Here is an 11,753-nt window from a genome sequence, read left to right on the forward strand (position 1 = left end):
GGCTGAGGCTCCCGCCGGCCCGGCGGGAGCCTCAGCCTGAGCTGCCCCGGCGGTCGGTGCCTCGGCGGCCGGTGCCGCCGCGGGCTTGGGCGCGCCGGGCTTCTTNGNNNCACCGGGGCGCTTGCCGCCGCCGGCGAGGCCGAGCCCCACCGTGGGCTTCGCGTCCTTCTTCTCCGCCGGAGCGGCGGGGGTCGCGGCCGCGGGGGCAGCGGCCGGAGCCGCAGCCGGAGCCTCGGCGGGCGCCTCCGCGAGCGCGGTGGCACCGTCGGACACCTTGCGGTTCGGGTTGCCGACGACGATGCCCTCGGGGAGGCCGCGCCGGACGGACTCGAGGAGCATCTGCGCGACGTCGACGACCTCGGGCGCGGCGGCTTCGTCGTCGGCGGTCTGCGCGGTGACGCCGTCGGAGAGCATCACGCGGCAGAACGGGCAGCCGGTGGCGATCTTCTTGGGCGTGGCCTCGGGCGTCGACGAGAGGGTGTTCAGGGCCTCGTCGACGCGATCGATGTTGATCCGCTTGCCGAGCTGCTCCTCCATCCACATGCGCGCGCCACCGGCGCCACAGCACATGGACCTCTCGAGGTGCCGCGGCATCTCCTTGAGCGTGGCGCCCGAGGCGCCGATCAGCTCACGCGGGGCCTCGTAGACCTGGTTGTGCCGGCCGAGGTAGCAGGGGTCGTGGTAGGTCACGTCCTCGCTCGGCGGCGCGACGGGCACGAGGCGCTTCTCGCGGACCAGCTTGTTGAGCAGCTGCGTGTGGTGGACGACCTCGTAGTCGCCGCCGACCTGCGGGTACTCGTTGCCGAGCGCGTTGAAGCAGTGGGCGCAGGTCACGACGATCTTGCGCTGCTTGGCGGGAAGGCCGTCGAAGACCTCGTCGAGCTGCTCGATGTTCTGCTGCGCGAGCATCTGGAACAGGAACTCGTTGCCCGCGCGGCGCGCGGAGTCGCCGGTACAGGTCTCGCCCTGGCCCAGGACTAGGAAGTTCACGGCGGCCACGTCGAGCAGCTCGGCGACGGCCTTCGTGGTCTTCTTGGCCCGGTCCTCGAAGGCGCCGGCGCAGCCGACCCAGAAGAGGTACTCGAAGCCGTCGAACGACTCGACGTCCTGGCCGTAGACCGGGATGTCGATGTTCATCTCGTCGATCCAGGCGGTGCGCTGGCTGGGGCTCTGGCCCCAGGGGTTGCCCTTGTTCTCGAGGTTCTTGAACAGGCCGGCCAGCTCGTGCGGGAACTCCGACTCGATGAGCACCTGGTAGCGGCGCATGTCGACGATGTGGTCGACGTGCTCGATGTCGACGGGGCACTGCTCGACGCACGCACCACAGGTGGTGCAGGACCAGAGGACCTCGGGGTCGATGACGCCGCCCAGGGCGCCGTCCTCGCCGGCGGGCCCGACGAGCGCGCGCTCGGCCTCGGCGCGGGCGTCGGCGGGGATCTTCTCCAGCTTCGCCTCGTCGGGGTTGCCCTCGGCGTCGACCAGGCCGGTCTGCTCGCCCGACGGGTCCGTGCGGCCGCCGGCCAGCAGGTACGGGGCCTTGGCGTAGCCGTGGTCGCGCAGGCCCATGATCAGCAGCTTCGGGCTCAGCGGCTTGCCGGTGTTCCAGGCGGGGCACTGGCTCTGGCAACGACCGCACTCGGTGCAGGTGGTGAAGTCCAGCCAGCCCTTCCAGGAGAAGTCCTCGATCTTGCCGGCGCCGAGGTTGTCGACGTCGGGATCGGTGTTCTCCATGGTGAGGACCTTGCCGTTGGAGACCATCGGCTTGGCCGCGCCCAGCGCGCGCCGGCTGCCCAGCTCGCGCTTGAAGTAGATGTTGAAGAAGGCCGAGAAGCGGTGCCACGCGACGCCCCAGGTGAGGTTGCTGCCCACCAGGATGAGGAACATGACGCCCGACATCAGCTTGATGAAGGCGAAGATCGTGACCATCGTCGGGCTCGCGGGGAGCAGCTCGGCGACGTGGCGGGTGAAGAAGTCGGTGACGGGGCTGGACTCGCCGGTCATGGCGATCTTGCCGGCCTTCACCATGATCATGCCGAGGCCCTCGAACAGGACGATGGCCTCGATCGTGTACGCGGGCAGGAACTTGCTGCCGGAGAAGCGCGAGAACAGCGCCGGGTTGCGCGGGTGCTTGACCTGGCGGACCACGATGAGCACGAGGATGCCGAGGAAGGTCGCGATGCCGAGCAGCTCGTCGAGCAGGTGGTAGAACGGCCAGGAGCCGATGACCGGCCAGTGGAACGACGGGTCGAAGCTCTGCGGCAGCGCCTCGAACCAGAGGATCATGCCGGCGAGGAAGCCGACCATGACGAACCAGTGGGCGATGCCCACGGTGCGGTTCTTGATCATCTTGGTGTGGGCGAGGAACTCGACCACGACCTCCGCCGCGCGGCGGATGAAGGGGAGCCAGCGCTCCTTGGCGGACTGTCCCTGGGCGATGATCCGCACCATGCGGAACGCGCCGCGGAAGAAGATCGCCCACGCGACGACGAACGCGACTGCGCCGATCGTGCCGAGGGCGATGTTCAGCGGGGTGATGTCGGACTCGGCGGCGGCCAAATACGTCTGGTCCACGTCGTGCACCTTTCTGCCTCGCGGGCTGGGCTCAACGGCTGATGTTACTCGTCGGTAATATCAGCGCGAAACCACTGCGTCTGGCCTAACGGTAGATCGCGGACCTGCAGGCCTTCGCGCGAAGGTTCACCTAACTACCTGCTCAGTACGATGTGCTGATGAGTTCCGTCGTCCCAGCGCACACGCGGCCCGCCTCACGCCTGCGCTCCGTCGTGACGGGCGTCACCGGCCTCGGACCCCTCTATTCGCCCGAGACGGCGCCGCCCGCACCCGTCGCGATCGCCTTCGGGGCATCCGTGCGCGGCGGCCGGCCGGGTTCCTTCGTCGAGGGCCGCCTCGAGGCGTCGCTGCAGCTCTACTGGCTGGGGAAGGTCGAGAAGATCCTGGTCTCGGGGAACGCCGAGGGGCTCTCGGGCGACGAGATCGCCGTGATGACGGGGTGGCTGCGCGAGCGCGGCGTACCGGACTCCGCGCTGCTGACCGACGGTGCGGGGCTCGACACCTACCTCGCGTGCCTCCGGGCGCGCGACGAGTTCGGGGTGGGGCGCGCCCTGCTGGTCTCCCAGGGCTTCCATGCCCGACGGGCCGCCGCCCTCGCCCGGCACCTCGGCCTCGACGCCGACGCCGTCCGCGCCGAGTGCGGCTGCACTCGTCGCGCGTGGGTCCGCAACCTCGCCCGCGAGTACTTCCTGTCGCGCCCGAAGGCCGCCCTCGACATCGCCCGCGGCCGCTGACGACGTCGCATTCAGCGTCGGCTCGAAGCCGGATTCGGGGTCGAGTGCCCGGAGACCGCGAGATCGTCGGGTATCAGCCCCGGGTGTCGATCCACTCCACGTAGGCGCTGCCGGCGACGGGCTCGTCGCGAAAGGTGCCGATGTACGTGTACGCGCCGACGTACCCGCGCCCGTGGCCGTACCGGAGCGGGCTGTCGACGGAACCGTCGATCGTGAGTACCGCGCCGTCGCCGTCGCGCACCGTCCACCGCAGCAACACGGGCACCGTCATCGCGCGGCCCCGGTCGTCGACGAGCTCGCGCGACTCGAGCACCTCCATGCGCACGTCCTCGTAGACCTCAGCCGGCTCGCCGAGTCGCCGCACGTGCGCGAGGCGGCAGGCCGTGCGTCCGCGCGCGCGGACGTCGGTGAGCAGGATCTGCGTCGTCGGGTCGATGTCGATGATCTGGTAGGTGAAGAAGTCGATCGGCAGCTTGAGCGGGTCGGGCACCGGCCGGCGCGTGAGCGCCTGGTGGCTGCGGATGCGCGCGTACTCGAAGGTCCCGAGGCCCTCGACGTGATCGCCGTCGACGGTGCCGGTGTACGGCGCGGTCAGGCTCAGGTGGTCGTAGACGGGCGTCTTCACGAAGAACGAGACCTGGTCGGTCACCTCGAGTTCGAGGTCGACGGCGAAGCCCGGGTAACGCCCGCGCACGGCCACCCGGGGGAGGTCGACGTCGATCGCCAGTTCCTCGCCCCAGCGCAGCGCGGAACCGTCGGCGGCGAAGGAGCATTCGGTCGAGGCGTCGTAGGCGCGATAGAAGTGCTGGTCGGCGTACGCGGTGGACGAGAGCACCGTCGTGGTGTTGCGGGCGTCGGCCGCGGCGAGATGGTCCTGGTCGAAGAGCTCCGCGCCCGAGGCGCCGATGAGCGTCATCGTGTTCACGTACCGGTAGGGCTCGGGCAGGTCGGGGACGAAGACGCCGAAGTGCGTTGTGGCCCAGACCTTCGAATCGACGTGCGGCCGCAGGATGTCCGGCTGGTCGAAGGGGCGACGGGACGCCGCGATCCTGCTGTCGAGCAGGGGGAGCGCCGTGTCGACCACGGCGCGGGACAGGAGAGTGGAAACGATGCGGCTCATGACATCTCCGTTTCGGGTGCGGCCGGCGGCGCCGGGTACGAGAAGGCGGCGAGGATGCGGCCGGAGGTGGCGGACAGCTCCGGTGCGGACAGCTCGGGGTTGAGGCGCCACCAGTGCATCGACGCCGAGACCATGGACTCCCAGATCAGCACGGCGGCCGCGCTGTCGCGCGGGTCGGCCAGCCCGGCGGCGCGGAGCACGTCGGCGACAGTGCGCGCGGACTGCTCCCGCAGCCGATGCCGTTGTGCCCGTGCCGCATCGCGGCCGGCGCCGGCGGGCAGGGTGCGGTCGTACAGCAGCGCCCAGTAGCCCGTCCGGCCGTCCAGGGCGGCGAACAGTGAGGTGAGGACGGCGTTCGCGGAGCGACTGAACAGCGAGCCTTCGGCGGGCGCGGAAGCGGGCGCGTCGACGGCTGCGGCGACCGCGTCGAAGACGATCGGCCCCGCCTTCTCGACGCAGGCGATGTACAACTTCTCCTTGGAGCAGAAGTACGCCAGGACCAGGGCTTTCGACACCCCGGCGCGGGCCGCGATCGACGTCAGCTGCGCTCCTGCGTAACCCGCTGCGCCGAACTCGTCGGCCGCGGCCTCGAGGATGGCGGCGGCGCGCACCGCGCGCGGTACGCCGCGGGTCCCGGAGCGCCGGGACGCGATCGATGCGGTCACCCGGCCTCCCGTCGCCGTGGTCGTCGGCCGGACCGGTACCGGCCGGATATGACTCGAGGGTCACATTAGGTCGCGGTGGCTCCGCGGTCAACGCACGGCTCCCGGGTTGCAAGGCTAACAGTGTTCGCCTACCGTACGGCTAACAATGTTAGCTTCAGGAGGTAGCGATGAAGTGGATCCTGTCGATCGCCGCGGTGATCGTGCTCGTGGTGGGACTGGCCGCGGTGCTGTACCGCGAGCGGGCGGTCGAGAGGTCGATCGAGATACCCGCCTCGCCCGCCGAGGTGTGGCGCGTCCTCGTCGATGTCGATGCGTACCCGCAGTGGAATCCGTTCGTGATCCGCGCGGCGGCCCCCGACGGCCTGGAGGTCGGGCGCGATCTCGACGTGCGGATCAGCGACCGCGGCTCCGAGACCGGTTTCCGACCCGAACTCCTGGCGGTCGAGCCCGAGCGCGAGATGCGGTGGGTGGGGCGAGTACTGGTTCCCGGGCTGCTCGACGGCGAACACTCCTTCCGGCTCGAGGCCACCGCCGGCGGGACGCGGTTCACGCAGGGGGAGCGGTTCCGCGGTGTCCTCGTGCCGCTCGTGGGCTCGGCGATCGACGTCGGCGACGGTTTCGAGGCCATGAACGTCGCGCTCCGCGATCGGGTGCTCGCTACGATCGCCCGGTGATCCCGGACGAGCTGGCACCCCTGCGCACGGCGTCGCCGCGTGCGCGCCAGATCGTGGAGACCGCCCGCACGCTGTTGGAACGCGAGGGCTGGGAGCGGGTGACGATGCGCGACCTCGCCGACGAGGTCGGCATCCGCGCTCCGTCGCTGTACAAGCACTTCGCGAACAAGGACGCCGTGAAGGCCGCGCTCGTCGGGGTGGCGCTCGCCGAGTCGGGCGCGGCGCTGCGGCCCGTCACGGGCGTGGCGGCGCTGCTGCGGGACTACCGGGCGATCGCGCGGGCCCACCCGAACCTGTATCGGCTCGCCACCGTCGGGCCGCTGGATCGGGACGCGCTGCCGGCCGGTCTCGAGGAGTGGTCGGGGGCGCCGTTCTTCGACGTCACCGGGGATGAGCATGCGGCGCAGGCGCTGTGGGCGGCGGCGCACGGCATGGCGATCCTCGAGATCGACGGCCGATTCCCGCAGGGTGAGCTGGACCCGACGTGGGGGGAACTCGCACGTCGGTTCGCGTCACAGGCGGCTCCCAGCGCGCGCCGCCCGCCGGGCTCGGAAACTCGCGTGACACGGCGCGTAGGGTGGGATGCATGAACCGAGGAGGAGTGTCCGGCGCCCTGCGCCACGGCAGATGAACCCGCTCCGCAGCCGATCCACCGGACCGGCTGCGCAGTCCTGCCTACACACTCCTTCCCGACCCCGGGCGTGCCCGGGGCGGCAACAGAACGGTTCACTCATGGATCCCGTATCCCAGCAGCAGATCATCGACGCCTTCCGCGGCGCCACCAAGAGCGAGGTCAAGCGGGTCACGTTCCCCGCGGACTTCGGCGACACCGACTTCGACCGGCTCGAGTTCCTCGGGTGGCGCGACCGGAAGATCCCGCGCCGTGCCTACGTCAGTGTCCCCACTGCCGACGGGCTCGTCACCATCCTGCTGACCCAGGCCGAGGCCAAGCCCAAGGCGAAGGCCATGTGCACCTGGTGCCGCGACGTCAACATCTCCAGCCAGGCGGTGTTGTACACGGTCCGCCGCGGCGGCTCCGCCGGCCGCAAGGGCGACACCATCGGCGTGCTCGTGTGTGAGGACTTCAGCTGCGCGGCCAACGCGCGCAAGCTGCCGCCCGCCTTCCACAAGGGCACCGACACCGAACAGATCCGCGAGCAGAACCTCGCCGATCTGCGCCGCCGCGTGAACGGCTTCGTCGCCGAGGTGCTCAGCACGGAGGACTGACTGTGGGCTACCGGTACAGCGGCTTGCCGTAGTTCGGGTTGTTCCCCGTGGGGATCTCGATGTTGATCGGCCGGAACTCGCCGAGGTACAGCAGCTCCAGCGTGTTGGCGAGTTGATCGAACTGGCGGTAGATCTCCGGCGGCATGGCGGTCTGCGTGAGGACGCCCTCGCGGATCGCCACGTACGTCGGCCAGCCGGCTTCGAGGAGTCCCTGCAGCAGCGGCTGGCGGGGCAGCTGCATCCAGTCGGTCAGCTTGTCGCCCAACGAGTACCGGGTGAAGGCCTCGAGGGAGGGGCGGGAGAGGATCGTGCCGTCGACGGACCTGCCCAGGTCCATCAGCATGCTCGCGATCTTCACCCCCTCGGGCGTCGGGCCCATGATCGAGTCGAGGTCCACCTGCGCCTGCTTCTCGGCCTGGTCCCAGCTCGACGGGATGTACGCGTCGTCGATGCCCAGCATGTGGCCGTTCACCTGCCAGGAGTGCAGGAGCCCGTCGGTCTCGTCCTGCGGCAGGTGGACGCCCCAGTTGCGCATGATCCGCATGCCCATGGTCGCCAGGCTGTGCCAGGTGACCATCATGTCGGCCTGCGAGATGGGTTGGGGTTGCTTGTTCACCTTGCGCCAGTGCGGGGACTGCGGCAGCAGGTGTCGCACGGCGCTGTGCGTGAGCCGCACCTTGACGGCGGTCGTCGCGGCGCGCCCGCTGGGGCCGTAGGCGCCGACGGCGATCTGGTCGTAGACCAGCCGATAGGTCTTGGCGATGCGATCCTTCATGTCCGCGCCGCCGGCCGACCAGTACACCGCCTGCGACTCGCGGGGGATCACCGACATCATTACGCCGCCCGAGAAGCCGATGATGACCGAGAGGTACAGGCTGCGGGTGGTGTAGAACTTGTCGGCGCCCTTGAGGAGCCGACGGTCCAGCCAGTCGGGGAGCCGGCGGGCCTCCTCGATGAAGTCCCGCACGTCCGACGGCATCCCCGCGGGAACGGGCTGATCGTTCGTCTGCCAGTCGGCCAGCGCGCGGTTGACCTTCGCCGCATCGCCCCGCTCGAGCACGGACTTCATCAGCCGATCGCACTCGGTGTCCCAGGTCCGCTGCGGGTCGGGCGTGCCGTCGGCGCGGACGCCCGGCGCCGCCGAGACGAGGCCCGTGCCCAGCGTGCCGCCCAGCGCCGCGACACCGGCCACGGCCGCCCCCGCGCCCGCGACGCGCAGCGCCTCTCGGCGGCTGATTCCGTCGTATTCCACGATCCCGCTCCCTCTCGCCTGTGATCTCGGCGAAGAGTAGCGAGTGAACTGTTGCTATTGCAACATGAAGCTGTCAGCCCTTGGCCTGGGGCAGTTTCGCCCCCTTGGGCACCACGCGCCCGGCCGACGGTGGCGGCACCATCGGGCCCACGTCGCCGTCGGGTGCGGTGTCGAGGTCGAGCATCACGGGGGCGTGATCCGACGGTCCCTTGCCCTTGCGGGCCTGCCGGTCGATCCAGGCCGCCGCGGTGCGCTCGGCGACCTCGCCGCTGGCCAGGATGAGGTCGATGCGCATGCCCAGGTTCTTGTTGAACATCCCGGCGCGGTAGTCCCAGTACGAGAACACCTGCTCGTCCGGCCAGTGCTCGCGCACCACGTCGCGCAGGCCGAGGGCCTCGAGTGCGACGATCGCTGCGCGCTCGGGCGGGGTGACGTGGGTGTGGCCGGCGAAGGCCGCGGGGTCGAAGACGTCCGCGTCGGTGGGTGCGATGTTCATGTCGCCGCAGACCAGCTGGGGAACCGTGTCGGCCTTCACCTGCGCCGCGAGCGCGGCGAGCCACTCGAGCTTGTAGGCGTAGTGGTCGGAGTCGATCTCCCGGCCGTTCGGGGTGTACAGCGAGTGCACGCGGATCCCGTTGCAGACGCCCGAGATCGCGCGGCCCTCGACGATCCCGTCGAACGCGGGCGCCCCGGGGATGCCGACCACCACGTCGTCCAGGCCGACCTTGGACAGCAGCGCCGAGCCGTTCCACTGCGGCTGCCCGGCGGTGGCGAACGCGTAGCCGCGCTCCTCCAGGTCGGGCCCGATCAGGGTGGCGAAGGCGTCGTCGGTCAGCTTGAGTTCCTGCAGGCAGACGACGTCCGGCCGGCGCGAGTCGAGCCATTCGAGCAGGCGCCCGTGCCGCTGTTTGACCGAGTTCACATTCCAGGTGGCGACGCGCATGCACCCACCGTATCGGGGTGCCCTGACAGCTCCGGACGGGCGGTCGGGACACTGGAGGCATGGATCCGAGTGAGCGGTACAGCCGCGCCGCCGTCGCGGCCTCCGCGGTGGTGATCCGCGACTACTCCACGTCGTTCTCGCTGGCCGCCAGGCTGATGCCGCGGCGCGTCCGCGGCCACATCACGTCGATCTACGGGCTGGTCCGGGTTGCGGACGAGGTCGTCGACGGTGCCTGCACCACCGACCCGCGCGCCCACCTGGACGCGCTGGAGCAGGCCGTCGAGCGGGCGATCGACGAGGGCTTCAGCGCGAACCTCGTGGTGCACGCCTTCGCCCACACTGCCCGCGAGACAGGCTTCGGCGCCGAGCTGACCAGGCCCTTCTTCGCGTCGATGCGCGCGGATCTCGCTCCCGCCCCGCACACGGAGGAGTCGCTCGCCGAGTACATCCACGGCTCGGCAGAGGTCGTCGGGCTCATGTGCCTGCGCGCCTACCTGGCGGGCGCGGCACCGTCGGACTACGACCGGCTCGCGCCCGACGCCCTGCGCCTCGGCGCCGCCTTCCAGAAGGTCAACTTCCTCCGCGACCTCACCGACGACGAGCTGCGCCTCGGCCGTGCTTACCTGCCCGAGCTCACGCAGCGCGCCTACGACGAGGCCCTCGACGACGCCGCCGCCGACCTCGCCGCCGGGCGGGCCGGCATCGCGCGGCTCCCGGCGGACGTGCAGCGCGGGGTCCGCACCGCCGCCGACCTCTACGGCGAACTCCTGCGCCGCCTCCGCGCCGCCGGGCTCGACGGTGCGCGGTCCGGCCGCGTGCGCGTCCCCGCGGCACGCAAGGCCGCGGTTCTCGCCCGATCGCTGGCGTCCTCGCGCTGACCATGTAGTCGTGCGGGGGAGCCATGCGTCCTGCGCATACCTGAATAATCGCCGGTCAGACAGTTGTTGGACGGTCGGGGCTATGCCCTCCGCGCATAGCCTCGCGTGTCGGCGTATTGCCGCGGGCGTTCCGTACTGCTATACCTAGATACAAATTCGATCTAGGTAGGAGTCGAGATGGAAGCGAAGAGCTTCGCCGAGCGCGACAAGCAGTGGGGCGCCCACTACCTCCTGGTGCTCGCCGGGCAGGACGGGATCAACCGCGAGATCCTCGTGCGCCGCCAGAACGAACTCGTCGATTCCGTAGCGGCCGCGGGTGTGCCCGCGGCGGAGCTGTTCGGCGACCCCGGTGCCCTCGCCCGCGCCGACGCTGCAGAACTCGGATCGGCGGATGTGGCCGCCGCAGCAGCGGAGAGTTTCGGCATGCACGACATCCTCACGGTTGCGGGATGGCTTCTGCTTCTCCAGGGCCTCATCGCCGGCATCGTCGTACTCGTCGGCGGCGACGGTCCCGTTGATGTCACGGTCGGGCCGGTGATCCTGTTCGCGGCGATCGCCACGACGATGCTCGGAGGTCTCGTGGCGGTGGGTGAGTTCAGCGCCGGTCGCGTGCGACGCGCCGCGATCGTGGCCGTAGCGACGGTCGTTGCGCTCGCCGGAGGGGTGGTTCTGGCGGGGTGGGCCGGCGACTGGACGGTCCTGATTGCGGACGCCCCGATATGGGGAATCGCCCTGGCCTGCCTGCTGCCGGGTGTGCTCGTGATCGGTGCCAGCCGCTTCGTTCCCGAGCGCCAACCGCACATCGGCTGGACCGACGAGGAGTGGTTCGCTCAGCTTCGGGACGGGCTCCTGGCCATGGGCGTCTCCGGCGAAACGGCGCGCGAGCACGAGCGCGCGCTCCGTGCGGGCGTGACTGCTACGGCGGTCGATGATTACGGGCAACCGGGCGCCATGGCGAGACGCCTAGCGGCCGACGATCCCGCGGCGCCCCGCCGACGCTGGCGGCTGAAGGTCGCGGTGACAGCAGTGTTCGTTGTGGGGATCGCGCTCGGAGCCGCCGCCTCGCTCGTAGACGAAGGTCTGTCGTGGGGTTCGGTGTCGTTCCTGGTTGTTTTCGTCCTGCTGGCGCCGGCCGCGGTGCGGGTATGGCGTTCCGGGCCGGCGGAGGAACGGTGAGTACCGCGGCATGGCAGCGGGCGACGTTGCCGCTCTTGATCCTCGGCGTGCTGGAGTCGGCGCCGCGACACGGGTACGGCGTCTCGGCAGCGCTGGTCGAGGTGGGGCTGCAGCCGATCAAGGGCGCGCAGCTCTACCCCGCGCTGGTGAAGTTGGAGAACGACGGCTGCATCACTGCGGAGTGGGAGCAGAGCGAATCCGGCCCAGCCCGCAAGGTCTACGAGCTCACTGACGCCGGCCGCACAGAGTTGGCGCGCCTCCGCGAGGAGTGGCGCGCGTTCACCGCGGCGGCCGCCGCGCTCGGGGCTGCACCCGCACGCTGAGTCATCGCAGTCCGGCTTCCCGCTGACGTTTCCGCTTCTTCATACCGTTGCAACGGTATGAAGAAGCGGAAAGGGCTAAGGACCGCGGTCCGGCTCGGCGCAGTTGACACACGTCGTGCGGCGCGCCCTGCATCGGGGGGAGGGGAGAGGGTATGCGCGGGACGCATCGCCTGCGCCGGCGAACATGTCT

At 70.4% G+C, this 11,753-nt stretch carries 11 protein-coding genes and 1 pseudogene; 7 read left to right on the forward strand and 5 right to left on the reverse strand.

What is annotated here, in order from left to right; translation table 11 throughout:
* Positions 1 to 110 precede the first annotated feature (110 nt).
* Positions 111 to 2,535, reverse strand: a pseudogene (locus ACNAYW_RS23080) ((Fe-S)-binding protein); the annotation flags it as partial.
* 194 nt (positions 2,536 to 2,729) lie between these two features.
* Here ACNAYW_RS23080 and ACNAYW_RS23085 point away from each other — a divergent pair.
* Complete coding sequence (locus ACNAYW_RS23085; protein WP_415851961.1) at positions 2,730 to 3,305, forward strand: SanA/YdcF family protein; 576 nt, start codon at positions 2,730 to 2,732, stop codon at positions 3,303 to 3,305.
* Positions 3,306 to 3,378: 73 nt separating this feature from the next.
* Here ACNAYW_RS23085 and ACNAYW_RS23090 read toward each other — a convergent pair whose 3' ends face one another.
* Together ACNAYW_RS23090 and ACNAYW_RS23095 are read right to left on the reverse strand one after the other, a co-directional pair.
* Positions 3,379 to 4,425, reverse strand: a complete 1,047-nt coding sequence (locus ACNAYW_RS23090; protein WP_415851962.1) for a DUF6670 family protein — start codon at positions 4,423 to 4,425, stop codon at positions 3,379 to 3,381.
* Positions 4,422 to 5,090: a TetR/AcrR family transcriptional regulator gene (locus ACNAYW_RS23095; protein ID WP_415851963.1), complete on the reverse strand. Its 669-nt coding sequence runs from the start codon at positions 5,088 to 5,090 to the stop codon at positions 4,422 to 4,424. The genes ACNAYW_RS23090 and ACNAYW_RS23095 overlap by 4 nt, the downstream gene beginning before the upstream one ends.
* 167 nt (positions 5,091 to 5,257) lie before the next feature.
* Between ACNAYW_RS23095 and ACNAYW_RS23100 the strand changes: the two genes are divergently transcribed.
* The 3 genes from ACNAYW_RS23100 to ACNAYW_RS23110 all read left to right on the forward strand — a co-directional run bounded on the left by ACNAYW_RS23100 (position 5,258) and on the right by ACNAYW_RS23110 (position 6,991).
* The gene (locus ACNAYW_RS23100) at positions 5,258 to 5,764 is read left to right on the forward strand and encodes an SRPBCC family protein (RefSeq protein WP_415851964.1); all 507 of its coding nucleotides are present in this window, start codon (positions 5,258 to 5,260) and stop codon (positions 5,762 to 5,764) included.
* Positions 5,761 to 6,354, forward strand: coding sequence for a TetR/AcrR family transcriptional regulator (locus ACNAYW_RS23105; RefSeq protein WP_415851965.1), 594 nt, complete (start codon positions 5,761 to 5,763; stop codon positions 6,352 to 6,354). The genes ACNAYW_RS23100 and ACNAYW_RS23105 overlap by 4 nt, the downstream gene beginning before the upstream one ends.
* Before the next feature lie 142 nt (positions 6,355 to 6,496).
* Positions 6,497 to 6,991, forward strand: coding sequence for an FBP domain-containing protein (locus ACNAYW_RS23110; protein WP_415851966.1), 495 nt, complete (start codon positions 6,497 to 6,499; stop codon positions 6,989 to 6,991).
* 7 nt (positions 6,992 to 6,998) lie between these two features.
* On the opposite strand, the gene ACNAYW_RS23115 is transcribed toward ACNAYW_RS23110, so the two are convergent.
* Positions 6,999 to 8,243 carry an oxygenase MpaB family protein gene (locus ACNAYW_RS23115; protein WP_415851967.1) on the reverse strand — a complete coding sequence of 415 codons (1,245 nt, stop codon included), beginning with the start codon at positions 8,241 to 8,243 and terminating at the stop codon, positions 6,999 to 7,001.
* 73 nt (positions 8,244 to 8,316) lie between these two features.
* Entirely contained in the window at positions 8,317 to 9,186 is an 870-nt protein-coding gene (locus tag ACNAYW_RS23120) for an exodeoxyribonuclease III (RefSeq protein ID WP_415851968.1), read from the reverse strand.
* A gap of 59 nt (positions 9,187 to 9,245) precedes the next feature.
* Here ACNAYW_RS23120 and ACNAYW_RS23125 point away from each other — a divergent pair, with 59 nt between their 5' ends.
* The 3 genes from ACNAYW_RS23125 (at position 9,246) to ACNAYW_RS23135 (ending at position 11,563) form a co-directional block, all read left to right on the forward strand.
* On the forward strand, positions 9,246 to 10,064 hold the full coding sequence (locus ACNAYW_RS23125; RefSeq protein WP_415851969.1) for a phytoene/squalene synthase family protein: 819 nt from the start codon (positions 9,246 to 9,248) through the stop codon (positions 10,062 to 10,064).
* 177 nt (positions 10,065 to 10,241) lie between these two features.
* The gene (locus ACNAYW_RS23130) at positions 10,242 to 11,240 is read left to right on the forward strand and encodes a hypothetical protein (RefSeq protein WP_415851970.1); all 999 of its coding nucleotides are present in this window, start codon (positions 10,242 to 10,244) and stop codon (positions 11,238 to 11,240) included.
* Positions 11,237 to 11,563, forward strand: coding sequence for a PadR family transcriptional regulator (locus tag ACNAYW_RS23135; RefSeq protein ID WP_415851971.1), 327 nt, complete (start codon positions 11,237 to 11,239; stop codon positions 11,561 to 11,563). Before ACNAYW_RS23130 ends, ACNAYW_RS23135 begins: the two co-directional genes overlap by 4 nt.
* Positions 11,564 to 11,753 lie beyond the last annotated feature (190 nt).

Source organism: Tsukamurella ocularis (assembly GCF_965138335.1).
Taxonomy (GTDB): Bacteria; Actinomycetota; Actinomycetes; order Mycobacteriales; family Mycobacteriaceae; genus Tsukamurella; species Tsukamurella ocularis_A.